This window comes from Paenibacillus barengoltzii G22 (assembly GCF_000403375.2).
GTDB classification, from domain to species: domain Bacteria; phylum Bacillota; class Bacilli; order Paenibacillales; family Paenibacillaceae; genus Fontibacillus; species Fontibacillus barengoltzii.
In genome coordinates this window covers 614582-638719 of sequence record NZ_KE159652.1, presented here as the reverse complement: position 1 = coordinate 638719, position 24138 = coordinate 614582, and the positions used below count along the sequence as shown (strand labels likewise).

Here is a 24138-nt window from a genome sequence, read left to right as displayed (position 1 = left end):
GAAATGGTTTCCTCGTTTTCTACCGTTTTTAGCAGAACGGCCGCACGTTACAATATCCTTACGCGACAAACCTCGGAACGCACGTCGAAACACGCCGAAGTTCGCTGAAGTTCACGGAACACCCTAAAGCCTAAGTCCTGGAGGCAACTAGACATGAAAACCGATCTCGCCATAAACACCGCTCAAAAAGCATCCGTCAACCTCACCCCGGCTGCCGCAGGCACGTCGAATGAGCCTGACGCCAGCGCCCGATCGACGGATAGTCCCGCGACTGCACCCAATCTCGGGTATCGCCGCTCGTTTGCAATTATTTTGACCAGCGTTGTGCTGTTAAGCTTCGGCGGGAAGCTCTATGAAATCATCCTGCCGCTGATGATGTATGACATCACTCATTCCTCTGTGGCGATGAGCAGTATGAAAACCGCAGAGCTGTTGCCCAACTTCTTCTTCGCCATCTTCATCGGCGTCTTGGTTGACCGCGTCAACAAAAAGCGCTGGGTCCTCTGGATGATTGGACTGCAAGCGATTTTGCTGCTTGCCTTTGCCGTTTTATTCCGAAGCGGGATCCATCTGCTGCCGGTCTATTACGCCATCGGCTTCCTGTTGATGACGCTGAACTATGGATATTTTAATGCCGAAGTCAGCCTGATCAAACTGAGTGTCCCGGCCCGGGAACTGACAAGCGCCAATGCCAAGCTGAGCTTCGCCGAAACGTTTGTTGGCATTATGGGGCCGGCGTTGTCCGGTCTGATCCTGATGTTATCCGACATTTCTGATGGCTTGCTTATCACGTCGTTCTGTTACCTGATATGTATGGGGTTATTTACTAGACTAAGATTGGCGGAGCAAAAAGAAACCCCGCGGCAATCCCGATTCACCGCGGAGTTTCTGGAAGGCTGGCGCGCTTTTTGCGCGAACAAGCCGCTTGTCTTGATGACCGTGTTCGTCGTCTTTCTAAACTGTACGCACACCGTGATTAGTACGACATCGATCTACTATGCCAAGGATGATTTGGGGTTATCGTCGTCCCTGCTGGCCGTAGTACTCTCGGCGTCAGGGGCCGGAGGTCTTGCCGGAAGCTTGCTGCTCAGCCGGTTAAGACAATCCTGGGGGCTGGGCAAAGTGTTTGCTGCATCCATCTTGCTGAATGTTATCGCTTATCTCCTTCTATTTATCACCGAAGGCCTCGTGATGTTCGCCGTTGCTCTTTTCTTATCCGGATTTGCCGCAACCCTGTACAGCGTGTCGGTGTACGCCTTCCGCCAAGAGCAGACGCCGGCCCCGCTGATGGGACGGATCGCCGGAATTACCGGGACCTGCTTCCGGATCGGCATGCCTATCGCCGTCTACGCCTCTGGTTGGGTTATCGCCTGGTGGGGTACAAGCGTTATCTTTATCGCCTGCGCGATATGGAATTTGACCGTCCTGGTCTTTTATGTGCGAACCCGGTTGTGGAACGTTCAGTAGACGATTTAGCGCTCGCGCACCCACACCATCATTTCCCCTTCGCCGCGGTTCGCCCAGGCATAATACGGGATAAACTTCAGCGTTGCCGGTTGCTCTGCCAGACGCGGCGACGCGCTGTACAATCCGCCGTCCCAGTCCGACCCGGTGATGCGAACCGCCTCCGTCTGCACGGTAACGATGCCGCCCAGAAGATCGGCTTCGTATGCCGCGTGAAGTTCGGCCTCCCGCGGCAACACCAGCTCATGCAGGTTCGCCCCGTTGTCAGCCTGCTCCAGGCAATAGACGAGCGGACCGCGCTGCAGCGCCACCTTGCCGGCGTTGCCGCGTACGAGAGGATGGCTGTACATCCGCGTCACCGGCATCGCCAGCTTCAGCTCCACCACATCCCCTGCACACCATTGCCGTGCCAGCCGAATGTAGCCGTCCTGAAGCACAGCTCCCTCCAGTTTCACTTCTACTCCATTCACGTGAAGGCTCGCTTCTGGGCACCAATCCGGCAGCCGTAACGCCAGTGTAAAACGGCCTTCTCCCTCTGGCTGCACCTCAAACCGCACCTTTCCATCCCAAGGATAATCGGTCGTTTGCTTCAGCTTCACCTTGCCGCCGCTCGTTGGCAATTCAGCTTCCCCGCCGATATAGAGATGCGCATATACCGTATCGCCTTGCACTGTATAGATGTATTCGCCAAGTGAGGCTAGCAGCCGGGCGATGTTTGGCGGACAGCAAGCGCAGCCGAACCATTCCTGACGAACCGTTTTGATATGGTCAAACTTATGGTTCGCGCCTCCGCAAGCCTTCGGATCAACCTCCAGCGGATTCACATAGAAGAAATGCTTGCCGTCCCTTGCCATTCCAGCGACAACCGTATTGTATAAAGCCCGCTCCATCACATTGGCATATCTCGAATCCGGCGAAATCCGCAGCATCCGCTGGGCGAAGAAGATCAGCCCGATAGAAGCGCAAGTCTCCGAATATACCGTGTCATTCGGCAGGTCGTAATCAAATGAAAATGCTTCGCCCTGCGGCATGGAGCCTACCCCGCCGGTAATATACATCTGTTTGTCGACGATGTTGTCCCACAGCTTGCGGCAGGCAGCGAGCATCGACTCGTCACCGGTCAGCGCTGCAACGTCGGCCATCCCAGTCAACATATACAGCAGCCGAACCGCATGCCCCACCGCAGTCTCCTGCTCTCGTATCGGCAGATGTGCCTGATGGTAAGCGAGATCCACATGATCGGCATGTCCCGCCCAGTGCGTTTGACCACGCCGCCGCTTGAGCTCCTCCTCGAAGAAGAAAGGCTTCTGTCCCCGTTGCTCCAGGAAAAATTGGCTTAGACGCAAATATCGCTCTTCTCCGGTCACCTCGTACAGCTTAACGAGCGCCAACTCGATTTCCTGATGGCCGTCGTACCCGGGCAGCTTGCCGGGTTCCGCACCAAACACGCTGTCGATATAATCCGCGAACTTGATGACGATGTCGAGCAGGTTTCTTTTGCCCGTGGCCCGATAATAGGCGACTCCCGCTTCAATCAAATGTCCTGCGCAATACAGCTCATGGCATTCCGTCAGATTCGTCCAGCGCTTGTCCGGCTCCTTCAGGATATAATACGTGTTCAAATACCCGTCTTCCCGCTGCGCCAAGGCCATCGTGTCAATTAACCCGTCGGCGATCGCTGCCAGCTCCGGATTTGGATCCGCTTCCAAAATATAAGCTGCAGCTTCCAGCCATTTCGCCAAATCGCTGTCCTGGAATACCAGCCCGTAATATTCTCCCTGAGCCTGCCCTGCGGCAATTTGGAAATTGCGTACAGCGCCGCTAGGTTCAGCACCTTCCACCCGATCATTTAATGCTTCCCATTGATAAGGAACAACCACATCCTTCACCAAACGGATATAGTAACTCCAAAATTCGTCTCGAATGTTCACCCGATTCAGCGCAACCCGCTCGGAACGCGGCATTTGCCCGGCTAACTTCATCGCAAGGCCTCCTCCTTTTTTTCAAAAAATCATACTGACAAATCTCATTTTATCTCATATATTTAGAACGAAATACGAATCCTATCAACCTCAAAGTTATAATATTTCACACTCAAAATGGAGGAGAGTTCCTTGCCGAAACCAACGGACCTGGTACAGCTGACGGCGCCGCCTTTGCCTTATTTTTTGGAATGTGGACATACCGTCTATCAGCCTGGAGACGAGCATCCCAACCGACGGAATATCGGGATCTTTGATTGGATCGTCGTGGAATCCGGCACGTTATACCTCGGGGAGTCGGGGCAATCCTGGAGCTTAGGGGCCGGCCAATCGCTGCTGCTGTTGCCCGATCGGCATCATTACGCGGTGAAGCCCTGCGAGGAGATAACATCGTTTTATTGGCTGCATTTTCATACGGTCTGTGCTTGGCAGCAGCTCCCGGCAGAGGAAGCGGATCATCGTTATCCGGACGCGGATGAGCATTACAGCCGTTTCCTGGCTGCACCGTACTCTCTGCATCTGCCGAAAGCGTGGGACCTTCCTTCACCGGACCAGACGTTCCGCTTGTTCCGACAGCTGTTGGGGAGCCTCGGGGAACGTCAATCCCGGGTGTTTTGGAACCGGCAGCAGCGGTTCGAGGAATTGCTTCGCTCAATGGACCTCCGGCAGTTGGAATCGCATGCCTCGCCGGTAGTAACCGTTGCGGAGAAGGCCGAGGCCTACATCAAGAGCAACTTCCGTTCGGAGCTTAACAGCGGGCAGATGGCCGATGCCTTGCATTACCACTATAACTACATCACGCGCTGCATGAAGCAGGTATATGGCATGACGCCCAACGATTACTTGCTGCATTACCGGCTAGAGCAAGCCAAGCTGCTGCTGCTGACCACAGAGTGGCCGATTGCGGACATTGCTTCTTACGTTGGCTTCAACAGCACGCCCTACTTCTCGAACCGGTTTGCGTTCAAAAACGGCTGCTCTCCCCGCGAGTTCCGCAAGCGATATATGTCTTAAGAAAACGTCATTCTTTCTGATATCTTAAAAAAGCAAAAAAACCGCCCATTGCATAAAGCCCAGCGCGGACGGTTTCATTCATAATTAATTTGTTGCCACAACGGCGTTGATCGATGCGAACGCATGCGGACCAAAGCCTTCCGATGCCTCGCCAACCGGTTGATTCAGCAGAAAGGCAAATCCCTGCCCGCCGATGTTCTTGACGATATACTGCTGGGTCAGCCCCTTGCCTTGGGCGATCAGGAACAGCTCCGCATCACGCATCGTTTCGTAGAGCTGATCGCCGCTGCGCTGCTCCACGTCACCGATTTTCGACATCTCACTCTTGGCTGCTTTGGCCAGCTCCTCGATGTTGTAATCGGCAGGCAGCTTGGAAATGATCACATGATAATCCGGGTCGTAATTCATCATGAGCTTGTTGGTTTTGGCATCAAAGGAGAAGATGTCGAACATATAAATTGCGTAGCCGTCGCCCCGCTGCAAAGTGGCCGTTTTCGTCTCTTTCATGCCTTCCAGCTCAAGCTCAATCGATTTCTCCGCCGGCAGATCCGATGCTGCACCGGAGTCCGTAGCCTCTTTGACAGGAGACGCTTCCAGCTTCGTTAAGACGAGTTGCTTCAGCGCAGCATCGCCTTCCACTGCCCGCTCCACATACTCGAATGACACCGGCGTGCCTCGCTCCAGACTCTGAGCCGCCGCGCTTATAGTTTCATCCATTTGAAAAGCCGTTGGCGTCCCCTCCACCTCAATCTCCGCAGAGTGGTTGTCAATCAAACCAACAAACGTTCCCGTCCCCTGCTTCGTTTCGGCTGCGACGTCATCGGGTGAGTTGTTGCCTGTCTCCGTCTGGTTCTCATTCGTTTCACCGCCAGCATTCATTCCAGGCTCAGCACTGTTCCCGGCACAAGCGGTCAACGAAATCACAAGCAGGATCATTCCCAGCCAGCCGGCGGTCTTCTTCCATCTATGTTTCTTTAAACTCATGTTTGTCATGATAAGCACCCCCACATACACAGACGGCTTAACTCTTTAAAAGGTTGCCATCGCAAAGCAATTTACGCGAACGCTTCGCAAAAGCGCAAAAAAGAGGCAGCCTCCTTAAGACGGAGAGCTTGCCTCTTCCTAATTCCTTACTGTTCCTCAACTTCTTTGCCCTCGCGAGCGGCCAATAAGAACAGGACGATCAGCACGAAGGCAACCAGCGCCATGAACGGAATCGTAATAAATCCGAGCCAGCCTTGCCCAAGATAATCGACGTTGCAAGGAACGCCAATTTTGCAGGGAAGCAGCTTGGCTAACGCCGGGATTTTTTGCTCGCTGTAATGATAAATGGAGATCATGCCGCCAATGATGCTGAGCGGGAGCACATACGGAATGATGTGCCGATCGTTCTTATACGCAGCAATCCCCAGCAAAATGACCTGCGGGTACATGAAGATCCGCTGGAACCAGCACAGCCGGCACGGCTCATAATGCAGCACTTCGCTTAGATACAAGCTGCCCGCCGTCGCGACCATCGCAACCAGCCAGGCGAGGTAGATGCCGTAGTCCCTCAAAAACCCCCGCATCGTCCTCATTCCTCCTCTTTACTCCTTTTTCAACCTCGGTTGACTAGAAGGTCTTACTCTCCGGCCAGTTCGTTGTCGATGGTCTTCTTCAGCGTCTCATAATCGCCAAGGTTGCCGGCATACTCGATCCCATTGATGAAGAACGTCGGTGTGCTGTCTACACCCAGCTTGTCTCCTCGAGCCAAATGCGCTGACACCTCGTCCTGATACGTGGCCTCTGCGATATCTTTCTGCAACAGGTCGTAATCGATGGGTAACTCCAGCTCCTTAGCCAGGTTGACCAAAAATTCAGGCGAAGCCCAACCGCTGTTCTCCTCCCCCTGGCGTTCAAAAATCGCATCGAAATATGTCCAGAATGCCTCATTGCTTTGATGATACACCGATTGAGCGGCCAGCGCGGCCGTAAACGAATCGGAACCGATAAACGGCAAATTCATGAAATAAAAAGCAACTTTACCTTGATCTATATAATCCTTCGCCAACTCTGGCTTAATCAGTTCATTAACATGTTTACAAGACGGACATTGATAATCCCCAAACTCCACAATCTTAACAGGGGCATCAGCTTGTCCCAACACAGGCAGCGCAGCATAATCAAATTCGACGGGCTTCGGTTTCGGCTGAATCGTCAAGACAACGATGATCAGAATCAGAAGCAACCCCACGGTCGAAAACCAGATCAGACGTCTCCTCTTTAATTGCTGTTGCTGCTTTTGTTGTTCGGCTTTGCGCTTGGCCAAAGCGTTCTTTGTTGTTTTCGGCGGCATGCGATCCCTTCTTTCCATATAATAGTTCATTTTCAATATACGTTTTATCCTGCAACCATTCTAGTTACAAAAGCAAGATTCGTCAAGTTGAGCCTAGAACTTCGCTGGAGCATTCCCATTAAAAAAAGCTGCCCTAACGCCCAAGGCATTAGAAGCAGCCCTTCAAAGAAACTCCTATCCAGCGATCGTCTTAGATTATTCCTTCGCTTCGTCCGCGCCTACCGTTCCTTCAGGTTCGCCGTCAGCCGAGGCTTCCTTCGCCAAATCCGCATCAGCCACCCGTGGCAGCACGATGGAAGCTAGCAACTCCTCTGGCTGAGCATGCATCGTCACGCCTTCCGGCAGCTTCACATCTCCAGCCATCAGCTTGTCCCCTGCATCCAGCGAAGAAATATCGACCTCCAAGGATGCCGGCAAAATATCCGGTAAACCCTCCACTTCGAGCTCCGTTTCCTGAATCTGCAATACACCGCCAACCTTCGCTCCCGCAGCCGTACCTGTATAATGCAGCGGAATTTTTACGCGAATCGGTTTGTTTTTGGACACTTGTTGAAAATCGACATGCAAAATCTTCCCTTGCTGTTGCTGAACATCTTTGATCAGCGCTGGGACGGTTGGCCCCCCTTCGACATTCAGAGCAAAAAATTCTGATCTTCCCGTCCGTACAACCTTCAACAGCTCCTTCTCATCCACATGAACTGCGAGGTTCTCGGTTTCCGCTCCATACACAACTGCAGGAACACGTCCATGTTGTCTCAGCTTGCGCAGCGTGGAACGATGGAAATCCGTTCTTGGCGTAGCATTCAGTTGAAACGTGTGATGGTTCGTACTCATCTTGCAACAACCTCCTTGAAATTGTGCCTATTGCGTCACTGACATGATTGCCATGGCATAAGCTCCATAAACGTATATTGCCCATTTTTACCACCACTAAACTTCTCAATGTTCTATGCTCTTCTGGCCTCTTTTGCACCGTTATCCCTTTGCTTCAGAAATAGAGTTCGATCAAAGGCTGATCCCCCTAGTTCCGAGCTATGCGGTGTTCCCCACCCCCCTGATGCAACGGGATAATCATCTAAAAGAGGGCCAGACACCCCCAACAGTCCTCAAAGGAACATCACATGAATCGCCTCGCCAAAGGAAAAAACCGGCGCCTTAACGGCACCGGTTCAAGAGGAAACCCTATTATTTATCAATTGGAAAAGATTATGCTTCGATCGAGCGAACCAGCTCTACGACCTGTTCAGCCGTCTGCATTTGCAGTGCCTTCGCTGCCAGCTGCTCCATATCTGCTTTGGACAGCTTGGAGATTTGCGAACGAGCCGGCAGGATCGAAGTTGCGCTCATGCTGAATTCATCCAGTCCAAGCCCCAGCAACAACGGAATTGCCGTTGCATCGCCAGCCATCTCGCCGCACATTCCAGCCCATTTGCCTTCTTTGTGCGCTGCATCGATGACCATTTTGACCAAGCGTAAAATCGATGGGTTATATGGCTGATACAAGTAAGATACACGTTCGTTCATGCGATCGGCTGCCATCGTATATTGAATAAGGTCGTTGGTACCAATACTGAAGAAGTCCACTTCTTTGGCGAACTGATCGGCCAAGACCGCAGTCGAAGGAATCTCCACCATAATGCCGAGTTGAATCTCGTCGGAGACTTGAACGCCTTCGGCTTGCAGCTTCTCCTTCTCTTCCAGGAGCAGCGCCTTCGCCGCGCGGAACTCATCCAACGTTGCGATCATTGGGAACATGATGCGCAGGGTACCGTATACGCTGGCGCGAAGCAAAGCGCGCAGCTGCGTGCGGAACAAATCCTTCTGCTCCAGACACAGGCGAATCGCACGGAAGCCCAGGAACGGGTTCATTTCCTTCGGCAGATTCAAATAAGGCAGTTCTTTGTCGCCGCCGATATCCAACGTGCGGACAACGACCGGTTTTCCTTCCATTTTTTCCAGCACGGTCTTGTAGGCGTTGAATTGAACATCCTCCGAAGGCAGCTCTGTGCGTCCCATGTACAGGAATTCTGTCCGGTACAAGCCCACTCCTTCACCGCCGTTCTCCAGCACGCCCGTCACGTCGTTAGGCGTACCGATGTTCGCAGCCAATTCCACGTGAACGCCGTCCTTCGACGTCGTCTGCACCTCGCGCAGCTTCTTCCATTCTTCAATCTGCACCAGGTACTTATCGCGTTTGGCTTTGTACTCGTTCAGAACATCCTCGGTCGGATTGATAATGACACTGCCGTCCAATCCGTCCACGATCACCAGATCGCCGCTGTTTACCTTATCCAGCACCTCTTTGGTACCAACAACCGCCGGGATTTCCAGCGAGCGGGCCATGATTGCCGAGTGCGACGTCCGTCCGCCAATATTCGTTGTAAAGCCTTTAACGTAATTGCGATTCAACTGTGCCGTATCCGACGGCGTCAAGTCTTCCGCAATCACGATGACTTCCTCGTTGATGTCAGCCGGGTTGACGTAGTTCAGTCCGAGCAAATGCGTAAGCACACGCTTGGTAACGTCTCGCATATCTGCTGCGCGTTCCTTGAGGTAGGCGCTTTTCATATTTTCAAACATCGAGATGAATTCATTAGCGGTTTCATTCAGAGCATACTCCGCACTCACGTTCTCAGCAGTGATTTTATCGCGAACCGGCGTCAACAGCTCAGGGTCGTTCAAAATCAACAAATGGGATTCAAAAATCTCCGCTTTCTTCTCACCAAGCTCTTGAAGCGTGCGCTCTTTGATCGCTTCGAGCTCCTGTTGAGATTTGGCCAGAGCTTCGTCCAGGCGCGCCAATTCCGCAGCGGAATCGGAAGCATCCCGACGATGAATCGTATAGTCGGGATGTTCCAACTTGAAAGCTTTGGCGATGGCCACGCCAGCCGAAGCGGCAATGCCTTCAATCTTAAGCATTCACTTCTCCAAGCCCTTCGTTAACCATCACTTCGGTGAGCGCTTGAAGTGCTGCTTCTGCTTCTTCGCCTTCAACGATCAGCTTGAGCGAATCGCCTTGTTCCAGACCCAAGGACAGTACGCCGAGGATCGATTTCAGCGTTACTTTCTTGCCGCCGGCTTCAGCGAAGGATTCGGCCCCCTTGAATTTGTTAGCAGTGTTCACCAGAGCCGTTGCCGGGCGTGCATGAATTCCGTCTTCATCCGTAATTTTGAACATTCTTTCCATGATTAATCCTCTCGCTTTCTGAATTATAATTTTAGAAAAAATATATAATACGCTCCTTACCCTATTGTAAGGGAACGTGAGAACCAATGCCAAATGCACCGCCGCGATCAAACGACAGCGCATTGGAGCTTTACTTAATAGTGACGATGTCGGCTTCGCCTTTGGACAGCTTGCCGGTTTTGTTCAGCTTCACGGACGCGCCTTCCGGCAAGTTCGAGAAGACGATTGGCGAAATAATGGATGGAGCATGCTCTTTCACATAATCCAGATCGACTTCCAGGATCGGTTGTCCAGCAGCGACCAGATCCCCTTCCTTCACCAGTACATTGAAGCCTTGACCCTTCAGTTTAACGGTATTTACGCCGATGTGAACCAGCACTTCTTTCCCGCCGTCCGACATGATGCCGATGGCATGCTTGCTTGGGAAGACGTTAAACACTTTCCCAAAAACTGGGGAACCAATCACGCCGTCGTGCGGAAGCACGGCGAATCCGTCTCCGGTCATTCTTTCGGAGAACACGGGATCCGGTACATTGGAAATATCCATCAGCTCACCATTTACCGGCATGACGATGTCTTCGTTGATAATCGCATCGCCGTCTTGGGCTGCTTGTTGTTCCACTTCAGCAGGTTTAACCTCTTCAGTCTTGACCGCTTCCGATTTCGCCGCAGGCCGCGGCGTCTTGCCGCTCATAATATCGGCAATTTGCGACTTGATCGTGTCGGAACGTGTCCCGAAGATCGCTTGGATATTGTTACCTACTTCAAGCACACCCGATGCGCCTAGTTTCTTGAGCTGATCCTTGCTGACATTTGCTTTATCCTTCACTTCCACCCGCAGCCGAGTGATGCAGGCATCCAAGTGAACGATGTTCTCTTGACCGCCCAGCGCGGACAAGATGTTATGCGGTAAATCGTCTTGCGAAGTTGCTCCACCAGCTCCCGCGCCTTCCTCATCGGTAACTTGATCTTCGCGGCCCGGCGTTTTCAAGTTAAACTTGCGAATCACATAACGGAAACCGAAGTAGTAAATGACCGCCAGAATCAGACCAACGATGATGACGTTCCACCAAGGCGTCCGGTTTGGAATCACCCCGAAAATCAGGAAGTCGATCAAACCGCCGGAGAAGGTCATCCCGATCTTCGTCCCCAGGATATGCATCGTCATAAAAGACAAACCTGCAAAGATCGTATGAACGGCAAACAACGCCGGTGCAACGAACAGGAACGAGAACTCCAGCGGTTCCGTAATCCCCGTCAAGAAGGAAGTTAATGCTGCCGAGCCCATAATCCCGGCCACATATTTCTTATGCTCTGGACGAGCTTCGTGATAAATTGCCAGCGCAGCGGCAGGCAAACCAAACATCATGAACGGGAATTTACCGGTCATAAATGTACCGGCTGTAAACGGTACGCCATCGCGCAGTTGTGCCATGAAGATCGATTGGTCCCCGCGCACAAGCTGACCTGCGCTATTGATGTATTCGCCAAATTCGAACCAGAACGGCGAATAGAAGATATGGTGCAGACCAAACGGAATTAACGCCCGTTCGACTACCCCGAAGATAAACGCGGACAACGTCCGGTTTTGCTCCAGCATAAAGTGGGAAGCCGTGTTCAATCCGGTTTGAATCGGCGGCCAAATGATAACCATCAGCAACCCAAGCAGAACCGAAGTAGCCGCTGTCATAATCGGCACAAACCGTTTCCCCGCGAAGAAGCCAAGGTAAGACGGAAGCTCGATCCGGAAGAACCGGTTATACATTGCGGCAGCTAGGATACCCACGATAATACCGCCGAATACCCCCGTTGCCAACGTTGGGATCCCCAGTACATTGGCATAGGCTGGATCGGTTCCGATCATCGACGGTACTACTCCAATAACCGTTCCCATCGTCACGTTCATGACGAGGTACCCGATAATGGCCGCCAGACCGGCAACCCCCTCGCCGCCAGCCAGACCCACGGCGACGCCTACTGCAAACAGCAAGGCCAGGTTCGTAAAGACGATTTGGCCGGCGTTCATCATGACTGTAGCTACAGCATGAACTCCATGGTTATCCAAAGCTGGAACCAAGTTTAAGAACTCGGGGCTGACCAGCATATTGCCGATCCCGAGCAGCAAGCCTGCCGCCGGAAGAAGAGCTACCGGAAGCATCAGCGCTTTACCTACCCGTTGTAATACCCCAAACAAACGCTTAAACATAAATACCCTCCTGTAATTACTATGGTGGACTAACAAAAACAGGCATGAGCCAATATAGGTCTTTGGTGTTGTACCGTGATCGCTTACGGATATAATGCCCCGTAACCGTCCAATACAATCCAAAAAAACCTCTATCAACTCATGCCTGATCGAATCAGTCACACATTGTGATTATGAAGTTGTTGTTTTAATGCACTAGGAATTATAGCAGACCTTCTTTTTTCGCGCAAGCAAGCTATTGAAGATTTGCCGGCGCCACCCGGTGTAAATGCATGGTTAAATAACTAACCTCTGCCTTATAAACCGGCTGTTTCAGGCGCTGTTCCATAACTTTTGTCAATTTATAGGCAAGCGAATACAAAACAGGATATTCCTCTTTCAGTAGCCGTTCCAGCTTGTGGACTTCCCCCACTTGTTCGCCCCGCCGTATCCGTTCGATCGCAAATCGCAAATGGGTGAGCAGACGCGAATAGTCCAGCGAGTTGCGAAGGATGGAGAAGCGAAGCTCCTTCTCAATGATGCCTACCAAATCGGCGATCAACTGGGCATGTCCTCGGACCTCGCTGATATGACGGTTGGTGATGGCGCTGTTAATATGAAGCGCCACAAAGCCGATTTCGTCTTCACCAAGATCAATCCCCAGCCTGTCCTTAATCAAACGTATGGCGTATTCCGCTAATTCATATTCCAATGGATAAATTTCCTTTGTTTCGAACAAAAATGGATTATGAAACGCGATGTCCTGCTCCGCCCGCTTAATCGCAAACGCCAAGTGATCTGTCAGCGCGATATGAATATGCTCATTCAGTTCGGTTTGGGTTTTTGAGGAAATATACATAATAATTTCGCCGATGATCTCGATCAGTTGCTCATCCACTTGGTGCACGAGTTGCTTGTATTGCTCCTGCTCTTGCTGGTTCGTAAGGATGAACATCTTCTCGACGGCTTCCAGCGAAATGGAATCTCCCGTTTTTCGGTTAAATCCGATGCCTTTGCCGATGACAACGACCTCGCCATGCTCCGGATGATTCGCGATGATGACATTGTTATTCAACACTTTGGCCACGCGCAGGCTGTTCACAACAGTAGCACCTCTTTTCCTATATTCCGAAAACGGTTAAGCCCATTATAATGGATTTTTAGGGCGCCGTCAGCCGATTCCCAGGCATTTCAAAGGCGTCCTCACTCTCATGAGGAGCGGGACGCCGAGTTTCTTCATATCCTAGGACAAGATACACGGATGGAGGGCAGTTGTCAAGCCAACTTAGGCCCTACTTTTGGTCTGGGTCCGCCGCCTTTGAGGCCGCAGTTTCCAGTACAACCGAATCTGGAACTTTTGCGCCTGCTGCAGACTTGACGGAAGCCGTCTCGAGCTCCGGTTTTGCAGCGACAACTTTGCCTTTGGTCAGACTTTGGATTAACCGATCGAGCTCGATTCCGGAGACGCTCTTCAGCATATCAGGCGCTGTAGCCATCAGCTCGGTCACGTAATTGCTGACGCGAGCAGCTCCCTCGCCCTTGCCCGTATCGACCACGGTCAGCTTGTCGATGGAGGACAGTGGTGCAGCGATCTTGCTTGCCAGCTCCGGCAGCATTTTCGTGACGATATCGAGAATTGCCGCCTCGCCGAATTTCTGGAACGCTTCGGCCAGCTTCTCCTTCGCTTCGGCCTCTGCCAAGCCGCGCAGACGAATGATTTCGGCCTCTGCCGTCCCTTTCGCCCGTTCGGCATCCGCAATCGCCAGACCTTCTAACCGCTTCTGTTCAGCAGATGCTTTAGCTTGCTTTTCAATCGAGTATTGCAACGCATCGGCTTCCCGCATCTTCCGGGCTTTTTCTGCTTCTGCTGCTTGCTCGACGGCATAGCGGTCCGCCTCAGCCTTTTTCTTAACTTCGGCTTCAAGTTGCTTCTGACGGACGATGATTTCTTTCTCCTGCAGATCGATTTCCCGTTCCTTCCGTACCAGCTCAACCTTCATCTGCTCTTCGACCATCACTTGCTTCGCCCGAGCTTCCTGAATGTTATAAGCTTGGTCGGCTTCGGCTTTGGCGGTATCCTGCTCTTTCTTAAAGGACGCCACCTTCAGCTCCTTCTCCTTCTCTGCCTCGGCAATGTTCGTATCGCGGACCAGTTCAGCCTTCTGCCCAGCTTCCTCCGCCAACGCCTTCTGGATTCGTGCATCCCGTTGAGCTTCGGCCTCGGCAATGTCGGCATCCCGCTTAACTGCAGCGATCCGCGGTTTCCCCAGCGCCTCCAGGTAACCGTGCTTATCTCGAACGTCCTTGATCGTGAACGAGACGATCTGCAGCCCCATTTTCTTCAGATCACGGGCTGCAACGCTTTGCACTTCCTGAGCGAACTTATCGCGGTTACGATACACTTCCTCAACGGTCATCGAACCCAAGATGGAGCGTAAATGACCTTCCAGCACTTCCTGTGCCTCGCCCTTCAGCGACTCAATCGGCTTGCCCATAAATTGTTCCGCTGCTGTTGCGACGTCTTCAACCGAGCTGCCTACCTTAATAATGGCCACGCCGTCCGCAGATACCGGGACCCCCTGCTCGGTGTAGACCTCCGGTGTCATCACGTCAAGCTTATGAGACAGCAACGATAGAAACTCGGCTTTCTGAAAGATCGGCCAGATAAACGCCCCGCCGCCGCGCACAATCTTGATTTTGCGGCCGGATTGGTCGTCGGAAATGTTTTTGTTCCCTAGAAAAGACCCCGTCACGATCATTGCTTCATCGGGACCCACCGTTTTGTATCTTGCCCAAAATGCCAGCCCAAGCACGATGATGACTGCAATCACGATCCCAGGGATGAGTAGGAAATCAGCAACACCTTCGAACAATGACATCAGCTCCCTCTTCTTTAATTGGTACTACATCGGGTGGGGGTAAAGCTCGGAAACCTGGACGGTCCCGTCCTTCGCCGTCTCGATCACGACAACGGCGGTTCCGGCGGGAATCTCCTTCCGATCCCAGCTGGAAGCGATATGCAGCGAATTGCCGCCTGCCTGTTTCACCATCACTTCGCCAAATCCTTGTGCTGGAATAGGCACCGTGACTTCACCAATTTTACCGGGCAGCTCCGATTCGGAGAATCCCGTGGAATTCTCGCTGTTCTCCATCGGCTTCACATAGACGAAATAGACGAGAACAGACAGCAGGACGGCAATCACAATGGCTAACATCACTACAGCAGCTGTGCCAAGCCCGGAATATCGGTCCAGCAAAATGCCGGCTCCGCCAAAGGACGTGATCGCCGAGGCCGTGATGATCGGCTTGAGAAAATCGGCGGACAAGAAATCAAAGATGCCATCCAGCCAGCTTCCAATCAAGTCACCAAGCACAGCGCTGATAACGGCAAACAAAGCACCGCCGATAAAACAACCCCAAAACAGCGCTTCCATCCCGTTCCTCCCTTTACCCAAAATATTGTTGAACTCTACAATTAAATACGTAAATTGGTGAATTATGTTTCAAAAAAAGAAAAACCGGCCCACGACGCAAATCGGAAGACCGGTTATGTGGAGTAACTATTTCGGAAAAGGCGATTACAGCGACATCCGATAAATTTCGAGCACGTCCTGTTTATCCAGCACGGCAAAGTTACCAAATGGACCAAAGCGGACCGCCTTATCGGCCATCACTTCCAACTGGCTGTCGTCAATGTCGTAATCCGCCAAGCGGCTTGGTGCGCCAATGGAGTTCCAAAAGGAACGCAACGCTTCAATCCCCTCAAGCGCCACTGCCTCATCACTCTTGCCCGCAGGGTCAACATGGAAGACGTTGACCGCCAGACGCTTAAAGCGGGTAACATCGTGCTTTAAGTTATATTTCATCCAGTTCGGGAACAGGATCGCCAGACCGCCGCCATGCGGAATATCGTAAACCGCCGACACGGCATGCTCAATGTTGTGAGTCGCCCAATCTCCCGACAAACCCATGTTCAGCACGCCGTTCAGCGCAAGCGTACCGCACAGCAGGATCGTCTCCCGAAGGTCGTAGTTTTCCAAATCCTGTACCAGCTTCGGTGCCGTTTCAATCACGGTCCGCAGCAGCCCTTCACAGAACTCATCCTGCAGCAACGTGTTTGGCGTCGGATGGAAGTAATGCTCGAATACATGAGACATGATATCCACCATGCCATATACCGTTTGATCTTTCGGCAACGTCACCGTAAACTGCGGATCAAGGATGGAGAATGCCGGATAAGCCAGCTTGCTGCCCCAGCCCAGCTTTTCCTTGGTCACTTCGTTGGAGATCACGGAGTTCCCGTTCATTTCGGAGCCGGTTGCAGCCATGGTCAGCACCGTACCAAGCGGCAGAGCGTCCTTCGGCACAGCTTTGCGCTCTGCGAAGTCCCACATATCCCCGTCGTATTTCGCCCCGACGGCAATTGCCTTCGCGCAGTCCAGAACGCTGCCGCCACCAACGGCAAGAATCAGCTCGATGCCGTTGGATTTGCACAGCTCAACCCCGCGATGCACCGTCGACAGACGCGGGTTCGGTTCAACGCCTGCAAGCTCCGTCACTTCGGCGCCAATTTCGCGCAGAATGGACGTTACTTGATCATACAGCCCGCTGCGTTTAATACTGCCGCCGCCGTAGACTAGCAGCACTTTTTTGCCGTAAGCCGGCACCTCGTTCCGAAGCGCCTCCAGCTGGCCTTTACCGAAGATCAGCTTCGTTGGATTATGAAATACGAAATTGTCCATCCTGTAACTCCTCCTTAAATTTAGGTTATATCATTGTAGTGTTTCTACTAAGCAATAGTGTTATTACTAACCTCTTGGAACTCCCAAACTATTATACTTCTAACTGTAACAACAAGCCAAACAGAAAAAGAAAGGATCACCCAAACCTTCACAGCTTGGAATGACCCTTCTCCTTTGTTCCGATCCATGCCTTAACGTTTGCGGTACCCGATCGATTCCACAAAGCGTTCGAACGCCTCATGTCCTTCCGGCGTCGCTTTGAATACGCCGGCATGTCCAAGAATCTCCGCAAACTTCTTGCCCACCTCATCACGCAGCAGCGCTTCGGCCTCTTTACGCCCCAGCGACATGCCCACGCGTGCCACCAGTTCCTTCACCCAGTCCGCATGCACGGCCAAGCGGGCATTCGGTTCCGATACGGTTTGCTGATACAGCGCCTGATCACCGCTCAGAATGTCAGCAACCGCCGCCAGCTCTTCCTTCAACCGGCCCGGCAGGATGGCAACGCCCATGACTTCAATCAGGCCGATGTTCTCCTTCTTGATATGATGCATCTCGCGGTGCGGATGGAAGATTCCTTCGGGATGCTGCTCATCCGTCCGGTTATTGCGCAGGACGATGTCTGCTTCATACCCGCCGTCCGCGCTGCGGCGGACAATCGGCGTCACCGTGTTATGCGGCACGGATTCCCCCTCCTGCTTGGAGAAGGCGAAGACGCCAACCGACGGGTCGCTGTAGTGCTTCCATTTCTCATACAGATGATCTACCGCTTCCAACACGGCTTCCCGGTTCTGACCGTTTACTCGCAGCACCGACATTGGCCACTTCACCCTGCCGACGGTAACACCGGCGAAGTCCGGATGCGCATAGACGGCTTCGACTGGTGCTTTTTCCAATGGGAATGTGTGGCGTCCCCCTTGGAAATGATCATGCGTCAGAATCGACCCGCCGACGATCGGCAGATCCGCGTTGGAACCGATGAAGTAATGCGGGAACAACGTCGTGAATTCCAGCAGCCGCTTAAACGTATCGCGGGTCAGCTTCATCGGAACATGATCGTGGTGGAACACGATACAATGCTCATTGTAATAGACGTAAGGCGAGTATTGGAAAAACCACGGCTCTCCATTCAACGTCAGCGGAATGACTCGCAAGTTCTGGCGGGCGGGATGATTCAACCGTCCAGCATACCCCACGTTCTCGCGGCACAGCTGACATTTTGGATATACCGGAGGGGGCAGCAGCTTAGCCATCGCGATTTCCTTCGGATTTTTCTCCGGTTTGGACAGATTGATCGTGATTTCCATGTCTCCAAACGGTGTGGGCTGCTCCCAATAGATGTTCTGGCGCACCCGGTCCATCCGAATGTAATTGCTGGCTACCGACAGTTTGTAGAAGGCGTCGGTCGCGGCGGCAATTCCCTGCTCACTTTCCGTTTTGCGGAAGGCAGCGATCGTTTCCGACGGGCGCGGCATGAGCAGGCCCATGATTTTTGCATCCAGCAAATCGCGGTACGTAGCGGTGTTTTCCGGTATCAAACCGATGGCAAGCCCGTAATCGATTAGAATCTCAAGCGGTTCCTGTGGTCCAGTCAGCGCCTCTGTCGCCACTTCACCGGCGTACGGCTCATCAAAGGCGAACAACTCTAGGAGACGATTACGCGAATAGTCCACGTCCCACCAATCGATCAAGCCTTGTTCGAGCGCATAATTCACCAGCCGTTCAATCGCATGAAGCGCGTCTTGACGACTTTTCTCTTCGACTCCCATCCATAACACCCCTTAGTCGTTATAGCCGTTCGGATGGCTGTTATGCCATTGCCATGCACTTTCAATGATGCTGGACAACTTGTTGCGGGTCGGATTCCAGCCCAGCACGCGGCGGGCTTTGTCCGAGGAAGCAATGAGCACCGCCGGATCGCCGGCACGGCGCGGACTGATGACAACCGGGAAGTCACGGCCGGTGACCTGCTTCACGGTTTCGATAACTTCCTTCACCGAGAAACCTTGCCCGTTGCCAAGGTTAAATACATCGCTCTCCCCGCCGCTAAGCAAATGATCCACCGCGCGCAGATGGGCATCGGCCAAGTCGCTGACGTGGATATAGTCACGGATGCAGGTACCGTCCCCCGTGTTGTAATCATCACCAAACACCTGAATGGATGGACGTTGTCCCAATGCCGCTTGAATGATCAACGGGATCAGATGGCTTTCCGGGCGATGGTCCTCACCGATTTTGCCGCTCTCATGGGCACCGGCTGCGTTGAAGTAACGCAAGGACACGTATTTGATCCCCAGCACCTGATCGAACCAGGCCATCATCCGTTCCATCGTCAGCTTGGTTTCCCCATAGACATTCGTTGGCCGGGTTGGATCACTCTCTTCAATTGGCACTTTTTCCGGTTCACCATAGGTTGCCGCCGTGGAAGAGAACACGATTTTTCGTACATTCGCCTGATCCATCGCATCCAGCAAACAAAGCGTCCCGTACACGTTATTGTCAAAATATTTCACCGGATCCTTCATACTCTCCCCAACCAGAGAGTTCGCGGCAAAATGAATAACCGCTTCAATCTCGTTCTCGGCGAACAACTTGGCCAGCAGCGGCTTATCACGCAGATCCCCTTCGTACAGCTTACCGCCGAGCAACGCCTCGCGATGTCCAGTCTGCAGGTTGTCGATCACGACAACCTCTCTACCTTGCTCCAGCAACGCTGCTACCGTATGCGAACCGATATAACCGGCTCCTCCCGTTACCAATATCGCCATGCGGATTACTCCCCTTTCATCTCATGCACGCCGTCGCCTACGCCGCACACGTAAAATTCGCCTTCCAGCCCGGTCCGCTCTTGATAAGCCCGGCCAACCTCGGACACGAACTTTTCTACCGAATCTTCATGTACCAGCGATACCGTGCAGCCGCCAAATCCGGCACCGGTCATCCGAGCACCCAAGGTGCCTTCAATCTTACGGGCTTCCTCTACCATCACGTCCAGCTCCAGGCAGCTCACCTCGTACAAATCCCGCAGCGAATCATGCGAGGCATTCATCAGCTCGCCAAAAGCCTTCAGATCGTTGGCGCTCAGCGCATCCACCGATTTCAACACGCGCGCGTTCTCTTCCACTACGTGTTTGGCCCGTTTGTACAGCACTTCGTTCGTAAAATCTCCCCGCCACTGCTCCAACTGCTCCGGTTTCAGATGAGCCAGGAACTGCAAGCCCGGCTCACGCTTCTGCAAAATCTCCAGCGCTGCATCGCATTCCGACCGCCGTTCATTGTATTTCGAGTCAACCAGCCCGCGGCGTTTCTTCGTATTGCCGATGACCAGCTTATACGCACCTGTCCGGAACGGAACCAGCTTGTATTCCAAAGTGTCACACATCAGCAGGATCGCATGGTCCTTCGCCCCGTTCGCCACTGCAAATTGGTCCATAATGCCGCTGTTTACGCCGACGTATTGATTCTCAGCCCGCTGCGACAACCGAGCGATTTCCACCTTATCGAGCTCTTTCCCTTCCATGCTCACGAGTGCCAAAGCCGTAACCACTTCAATCGAGGCGGAGGAGGACAGGCCCGAACCGTTCGGAATTTCGCCGTGGAACAAGAGATCATACCCGCTGGTAAGCGAGATCCCCAGCTTTTTCAGCTCCACGTAAACGCCGATCGGATAGTCGATCCATTCTCCGGTTTTGCTTGTGCCCAGCTCTTCCAATGCCAGCTCTGCCGTGTACGGAAGGTTACTGGAAGCAAAAGCGACTTTGCCGTCGGAGCGCTTGCGGACCGCCAGCGTCGTCCCAAATTCTAATGCAGCCGGGAAGACATACCCCCCGTTGTAGTCAATATGCTCACCGATCAAGTTCACCCGTCCCGGGGCGTTAAATACGCGAATCGGCTCAGCGCTTTCCCCGTATTTGGATATAAACAATTGTTCCATTTCCTGCTTTTTCATCAACGTACACCCCATCGTCATGGAATCTTTAATCCTTGTATCCAGTATAATGAAATCGCTTTGCGTTGATAATGCAACTTTGCGAGAACAATATAGATAAATGTGACTTTTCAGAGTAAAATGGGAGCGAAGTCTTATGGGGCGTTACCCGTCCCTTTATCCAAAGGAGACCCTCCCATGCTTAAAGAAACTTACAGCGCGGCCGCCAACCCGGATTTGATCGAGACCGATGAGCTGCATGTTCTGTTCGCCGGCGAAAGTCAAACTCTCCCCGATCACCGATTGGGCCCGAAAATTTATGATTATTACCTCCTGCACTTCGTAGAGCAAGGCAAGGGCACGTTCCGAACCGAATCCGCTTCCTATGAGCTGAGTAAAGGGAATGGCTTCCTGATTCTCCCCGATCAGCTCGTCAGTTATGCTTCCGATGTGACCGAGCCTTGGCGTTACCGTTGGATCGCCTTCACCGGTGTGAAGGCGGCCGAACTCGTGAAACGAGCTGGCTTCACACCGCAGCAGCCAGTGTTCCGGCAAGACGGGGACAGCCCGATCCCTGCCTTGCTCAGCAGCGTGTTACAAGCTTTCCAAGCGAAAAAAAACAGCTCCCATCTGCTATCGCTGGGGCTGCTGCACCAAATTATGGCCGAAGCCCAAGAGACGCTTGGCATGGCCTCGGCGCTGCCGTCAGGTGAATCGGGTGTTCAGCGAATCGTGAAGCAAATGATTCATTATATGGCCAGCCAATACGCGCATCCGGTCTCCATCGAGCAGATGTGCGCATCCTTGGGCTATAATCGAGCTTATCTATCACGGATATTCAAAAAAGAAACGGGCTTCACCCCCGTCACCTACCTGTTGAAGCTGAGAATTGATAAGTCCCGCCAGCTGCTGCGCGAACGTCCCGAGCTGTCGATCGAACAGATTGCCGCTTCGGTCGGCCTTACCGATCCGCTCTACTTCTCACGGCAGTTCCGCCGGTTCCATAACGAATCGCCAAGCGAGTATCGCCGTGCGGTTACGCGGAATCCCGCGAAGGAGTGAGGGCTCGTCGCTTAACTCGCGAGTCCTGTCTCACTCCGATAGGCCCAGCTTCCGGGCAACGGCCCCCAGCACCTCGCCAATCGGCTCGGTGATCAAGAGGTCAGCCCGGTTATCATACGCAGTGGACGAGGCGTTAATCAGCACCGTCCGTTCGCCGCGGAAATAGGTGACCAAATGCGCTGCGGGCTGCACGGTCAGCGAGGTCCCGCCGATCACCAGCAAATCGGCACGGGCAATCGCCGTTACTGTGTCCTGGATGACCTGATCATCCAGGCTCTCTCCATACAGCACCACATCCGGCTTGATGATACCGCCGCAGTTGCAGTACGGCACGACGTCTTCGCTGTCCATGACATCCTTTAACATATAGGTACGACCGCACTCCATGCAGGTATTGCGGTGCACCGATCCGTGCAGCTCCAGTACGCGTCGGCTGCCCGCCTGCTGATGGAGCCCGTCGATATTTTGCGTCACCACGGCGCTTAGCTTCCCTGCTCGCTCCAGCTCCGCCAAGCAGCGGTGTGCGGCGTTGGGCTGAGCTTCCGGATGGAGCATTTTCGTCTTATAGAAATCGAAAAATACGTCCGGATGCCGATCGAAGAACCTCCGGCTCAAAATCTCCTCCGGTGGATAAGGCGACGCATTCTCCATCTGATAAATGCCGGCTGCCGAACGAAAGTCAGGAATTCCGCTTTCGGTGGATACTCCAGCCCCTCCGAAGAAGACGATGTTTGAACTCTCCTCCATCCATGCTGCCAACGTGTCGATCTCTTTGCTCATCCGCTTTGAACCTCCTATGGATGTATCGTCAACTCACGATAATTGGATATTATGACGTCCGCGTCCCGTAAATAAACCACTGCATCCTGGGCTTTTTCGCCATACTCCTCCGCCACGCCGATATTCATCACGACGCCCGCACGCTTCCCCATTTGCATATCGGCGTTACTGTCGCCAATAACCACCGCTTCACCGGGCGAAAGCCCCAGCTCACGGCAGGCGAGCAGCGCCATGTCCGGCCCAGGCTTGCCTCGGGCGACGCGATCTCGGCCGACCACACTGGTAAAGGCATCTCGGATGCCAAGCCATTTCAGATGCTCCAGCGCCTCCGAGGTCGAGTCGGAGGTGACCACTGCCAGCTTGACTCCCGCCTCTCGGCAACTCTGGACAAAGTCGCGCAGCCCGGGCAACGGCACCGCTTCCCGCCGCCGCTTAAGCTCCGCCATGGCCGCACTATTTAATTCGCGAACCGCCGTGATCGCTTCATTCCAGGGCAGGCCTGCGGCATACAACGTCGAGGCCAGCAGCGCGATAATCTCTTCTTCCGTCCCCATGGCAACCGGACCGGTTTTGTCGTAACCGATCACCCGGTTCCGCTCATCCGTTTGAAGGCCAAGCAGCGTGGATTTGTTGAACCCGCCCTGAGAGCCCAACTCGGCCAGCTTCCGCTCCATCAGATCGGTTAACACCGCGGCCCAGCTGCCCCATAGCCCCATAAAATTCAACAACGTTCCATCTTTATCGAACAAAATGGCCTTGCAAGCTGCTTGTTGCCCGCGTACTTCAATCGTGGCCATCCTCGCTCCCCCTTCCGCAACATTGTCCTTATTATACCATTTTCACAGATGTGGGCTGCGTCGACTCTAAAAATACATCTCTTTCATTCCTATGATTAATAGGGATCTTTTGGCGTTTTCTTAAAATTTTAGATAAATCCGTTTCAACATGGGAATCCGTGGTAAATAAAACATACGTACTCCAAAATAAAATCCAAGGAGGGATTCGATGGCACGAAGCCAAAGCAAAATGACCCGGGAAGAAGCCGGACGTCTGGGAGGACTGGCCACGGCCAAAAACCACGGCAAAGCCTTTTATAAGCAAATCGGGCAAAAAGGCGGCGAAGCGACCTCGAAAACCCACAACCGCGAATTTTATCAGGAAATCGGTCAAAAGGGCGGCGAGGCGACATCCCAGAAGCACGATAAAGGCTTTTACCGGGAAATCGGCCGTAAAGGCGGGATCGCCCGCAGCAAACCTGGAATTCAAGCGTAAGTCATAAGAAATCTCCGGAACCCCCGGAGATTCTCTTTGTTTTCATAGAACCGATCCGCTCCTGTCCCCTTGCTTTTTCCTGTGATCGATAACTAGAAAATCATAACCACTTGTGATAGACTTTAGAGAAAACCTTTAGCGGTGTAAAGCTCCAAAACTATAATGAATTATGGGGGGATCGGAGATC

Annotated in this window: 21 protein-coding genes; 4 read left to right on the top strand and 17 right to left on the bottom strand. The window is 53.0% G+C overall.

The window, feature by feature from the left end:
* Positions 1-153: 153 nt before the first annotated feature.
* Positions 154-1467, top strand: coding sequence for an MFS transporter (locus C812_RS03085; RefSeq protein WP_016311221.1), 1314 nt, complete (start codon positions 154-156; stop codon positions 1465-1467).
* 5 nt (positions 1468-1472) lie between these two features.
* On the opposite strand, the gene C812_RS03080 is transcribed toward C812_RS03085, so the two are convergent.
* Positions 1473-3446 carry a glycoside hydrolase family 127 protein gene (locus C812_RS03080; protein WP_016311220.1) on the bottom strand — a complete coding sequence of 658 codons (1974 nt, stop codon included), beginning with the start codon at positions 3444-3446 and terminating at the stop codon, positions 1473-1475.
* Positions 3447-3578: 132 nt separating this feature from the next.
* Here C812_RS03080 and C812_RS03075 point away from each other — a divergent pair, with 132 nt between their 5' ends.
* A complete protein-coding gene (locus C812_RS03075; protein WP_016311219.1) occupies positions 3579-4460 on the top strand; it encodes an AraC family transcriptional regulator in 882 nt (293 codons plus the stop codon).
* Between the two features lie 84 nt (positions 4461-4544).
* Here C812_RS03075 and C812_RS03070 read toward each other — a convergent pair whose 3' ends face one another.
* The 14 genes from C812_RS03070 to C812_RS03005 all read right to left on the bottom strand — a co-directional run bounded on the left by C812_RS03070 (position 4545) and on the right by C812_RS03005 (position 20858).
* Entirely contained in the window at positions 4545-5453 is a 909-nt protein-coding gene (locus C812_RS03070) for a hypothetical protein (protein ID WP_016311218.1), read from the bottom strand.
* Positions 5454-5590: 137 nt separating this feature from the next.
* Positions 5591-6037: a disulfide oxidoreductase gene (locus tag C812_RS03065; RefSeq protein WP_028538902.1), complete on the bottom strand. Its 447-nt coding sequence runs from the start codon at positions 6035-6037 to the stop codon at positions 5591-5593.
* Between the two features lie 44 nt (positions 6038-6081).
* Positions 6082-6813 (bottom strand): DsbA family protein, encoded by a 732-nt coding sequence (locus C812_RS03060; RefSeq protein ID WP_244268269.1) that lies wholly within the window; start codon positions 6811-6813, stop codon positions 6082-6084.
* 177 nt (positions 6814-6990) lie between these two features.
* Positions 6991-7629 carry a 50S ribosomal protein L25 gene (locus C812_RS03055; protein WP_016311215.1) on the bottom strand — a complete coding sequence of 213 codons (639 nt, stop codon included), beginning with the start codon at positions 7627-7629 and terminating at the stop codon, positions 6991-6993.
* A gap of 372 nt (positions 7630-8001) precedes the next feature.
* Positions 8002-9714: a phosphoenolpyruvate--protein phosphotransferase gene (gene ptsP / locus C812_RS03050; protein ID WP_016311214.1), complete on the bottom strand. Its 1713-nt coding sequence runs from the start codon at positions 9712-9714 to the stop codon at positions 8002-8004.
* Positions 9707-9982: an HPr family phosphocarrier protein gene (locus C812_RS03045; protein ID WP_009224359.1), complete on the bottom strand. Its 276-nt coding sequence runs from the start codon at positions 9980-9982 to the stop codon at positions 9707-9709. The genes ptsP and C812_RS03045 overlap by 8 nt, the downstream gene beginning before the upstream one ends.
* Before the next feature lie 130 nt (positions 9983-10112).
* On the bottom strand, positions 10113-12188 hold the full coding sequence (ptsG, locus tag C812_RS03040; protein ID WP_016311213.1) for a glucose-specific PTS transporter subunit IIBC: 2076 nt from the start codon (positions 12186-12188) through the stop codon (positions 10113-10115).
* A gap of 235 nt (positions 12189-12423) precedes the next feature.
* A complete protein-coding gene (gene glcT / locus C812_RS03035) occupies positions 12424-13269 on the bottom strand; it encodes a glucose PTS transporter transcription antiterminator GlcT (RefSeq protein WP_016311212.1) in 846 nt (281 codons plus the stop codon).
* A gap of 190 nt (positions 13270-13459) precedes the next feature.
* A complete protein-coding gene (locus C812_RS03030; protein WP_016311211.1) occupies positions 13460-15046 on the bottom strand; it encodes a flotillin family protein in 1587 nt (528 codons plus the stop codon).
* Between the two features lie 24 nt (positions 15047-15070).
* The gene (locus C812_RS03025; RefSeq protein ID WP_016311210.1) at positions 15071-15601 is read right to left on the bottom strand and encodes an NfeD family protein; all 531 of its coding nucleotides are present in this window, start codon (positions 15599-15601) and stop codon (positions 15071-15073) included.
* A gap of 144 nt (positions 15602-15745) precedes the next feature.
* The gene (locus C812_RS03020; protein WP_016311209.1) at positions 15746-16909 is read right to left on the bottom strand and encodes an iron-containing alcohol dehydrogenase; all 1164 of its coding nucleotides are present in this window, start codon (positions 16907-16909) and stop codon (positions 15746-15748) included.
* Between the two features lie 191 nt (positions 16910-17100).
* Positions 17101-18678, bottom strand: coding sequence for a UDP-glucose--hexose-1-phosphate uridylyltransferase (locus C812_RS03015; RefSeq protein WP_016311208.1), 1578 nt, complete (start codon positions 18676-18678; stop codon positions 17101-17103).
* A gap of 12 nt (positions 18679-18690) precedes the next feature.
* Positions 18691-19677 carry a UDP-glucose 4-epimerase GalE gene (gene galE / locus C812_RS03010; RefSeq protein WP_016311207.1) on the bottom strand — a complete coding sequence of 329 codons (987 nt, stop codon included), beginning with the start codon at positions 19675-19677 and terminating at the stop codon, positions 18691-18693.
* A 5-nt stretch (positions 19678-19682) separates the two neighbouring features.
* On the bottom strand, positions 19683-20858 hold the full coding sequence (locus C812_RS03005; RefSeq protein WP_036624274.1) for a galactokinase: 1176 nt from the start codon (positions 20856-20858) through the stop codon (positions 19683-19685).
* A gap of 177 nt (positions 20859-21035) precedes the next feature.
* On the opposite strand from C812_RS03005, the gene C812_RS03000 reads away from it, so the two are divergent.
* The gene (locus C812_RS03000; protein WP_016311205.1) at positions 21036-21899 is read left to right on the top strand and encodes an AraC family transcriptional regulator; all 864 of its coding nucleotides are present in this window, start codon (positions 21036-21038) and stop codon (positions 21897-21899) included.
* A 30-nt stretch (positions 21900-21929) separates the two neighbouring features.
* Here the strand turns inward: C812_RS03000 and C812_RS02995 are convergent, their stop codons facing one another.
* Both C812_RS02995 and C812_RS02990 read right to left on the bottom strand, forming a co-directional pair.
* A complete protein-coding gene (locus C812_RS02995; RefSeq protein WP_016311204.1) occupies positions 21930-22679 on the bottom strand; it encodes an NAD-dependent protein deacylase in 750 nt (249 codons plus the stop codon).
* Between the two features lie 14 nt (positions 22680-22693).
* Entirely contained in the window at positions 22694-23476 is a 783-nt protein-coding gene (locus C812_RS02990; RefSeq protein WP_016311203.1) for an HAD family hydrolase, read from the bottom strand.
* A gap of 208 nt (positions 23477-23684) precedes the next feature.
* Here C812_RS02990 and C812_RS02985 point away from each other — a divergent pair, with 208 nt between their 5' ends.
* Positions 23685-23951 (top strand): KGG domain-containing protein, encoded by a 267-nt coding sequence (locus tag C812_RS02985; RefSeq protein ID WP_016311202.1) that lies wholly within the window; start codon positions 23685-23687, stop codon positions 23949-23951.
* Positions 23952-24138: the final 187 nt, after the last annotated feature.

What these genes read in the sequence shown, in the direction of transcription:
- C812_RS03055 (WP_016311215.1), bottom strand. Translation starts at nt 7,629, where the DNA reads ATGAGTACGAACCATCACACGTTTCAACTGAATGCTACGCCAAGAACG.
- C812_RS03070 (WP_016311218.1), bottom strand. Translation starts at nt 5,453, where the DNA reads ATGACAAACATGAGTTTAAAGAAACATAGATGGAAGAAGACCGCCGGC.
- C812_RS03045 (WP_009224359.1), bottom strand. Translation starts at nt 9,982, where the DNA reads ATGGAAAGAATGTTCAAAATTACGGATGAAGACGGAATTCATGCACGC.
- C812_RS03020 (WP_016311209.1), bottom strand. Translation starts at nt 16,909, where the DNA reads ATGGACAATTTCGTATTTCATAATCCAACGAAGCTGATCTTCGGTAAA.
- C812_RS02985 (WP_016311202.1), top strand. Translation starts at nt 23,685, where the DNA reads ATGGCACGAAGCCAAAGCAAAATGACCCGGGAAGAAGCCGGACGTCTG.
- C812_RS03005 (WP_036624274.1), bottom strand. Translation starts at nt 20,858, where the DNA reads ATGAAAAAGCAGGAAATGGAACAATTGTTTATATCCAAATACGGGGAA.
- C812_RS02990 (WP_016311203.1), bottom strand. Translation starts at nt 23,476, where the DNA reads ATGGCCACGATTGAAGTACGCGGGCAACAAGCAGCTTGCAAGGCCATT.
- C812_RS03085 (WP_016311221.1), top strand. Translation starts at nt 154, where the DNA reads ATGAAAACCGATCTCGCCATAAACACCGCTCAAAAAGCATCCGTCAAC.
- C812_RS03025 (WP_016311210.1), bottom strand. Translation starts at nt 15,601, where the DNA reads ATGGAAGCGCTGTTTTGGGGTTGTTTTATCGGCGGTGCTTTGTTTGCC.
- ptsP (WP_016311214.1), bottom strand. Translation starts at nt 9,714, where the DNA reads ATGCTTAAGATTGAAGGCATTGCCGCTTCGGCTGGCGTGGCCATCGCC.
- C812_RS03000 (WP_016311205.1), top strand. Translation starts at nt 21,036, where the DNA reads ATGCTTAAAGAAACTTACAGCGCGGCCGCCAACCCGGATTTGATCGAG.
- C812_RS02995 (WP_016311204.1), bottom strand. Translation starts at nt 22,679, where the DNA reads ATGAGCAAAGAGATCGACACGTTGGCAGCATGGATGGAGGAGAGTTCA.
- ptsG (WP_016311213.1), bottom strand. Translation starts at nt 12,188, where the DNA reads ATGTTTAAGCGTTTGTTTGGGGTATTACAACGGGTAGGTAAAGCGCTG.
- C812_RS03015 (WP_016311208.1), bottom strand. Translation starts at nt 18,678, where the DNA reads ATGGGAGTCGAAGAGAAAAGTCGTCAAGACGCGCTTCATGCGATTGAA.
- C812_RS03060 (WP_244268269.1), bottom strand. Translation starts at nt 6,813, where the DNA reads ATGGAAAGAAGGGATCGCATGCCGCCGAAAACAACAAAGAACGCTTTG.
- C812_RS03080 (WP_016311220.1), bottom strand. Translation starts at nt 3,446, where the DNA reads ATGAAGTTAGCCGGGCAAATGCCGCGTTCCGAGCGGGTTGCGCTGAAT.
- C812_RS03030 (WP_016311211.1), bottom strand. Translation starts at nt 15,046, where the DNA reads ATGTCATTGTTCGAAGGTGTTGCTGATTTCCTACTCATCCCTGGGATC.
- C812_RS03065 (WP_028538902.1), bottom strand. Translation starts at nt 6,037, where the DNA reads ATGAGGACGATGCGGGGGTTTTTGAGGGACTACGGCATCTACCTCGCC.
- galE (WP_016311207.1), bottom strand. Translation starts at nt 19,677, where the DNA reads ATGGCGATATTGGTAACGGGAGGAGCCGGTTATATCGGTTCGCATACG.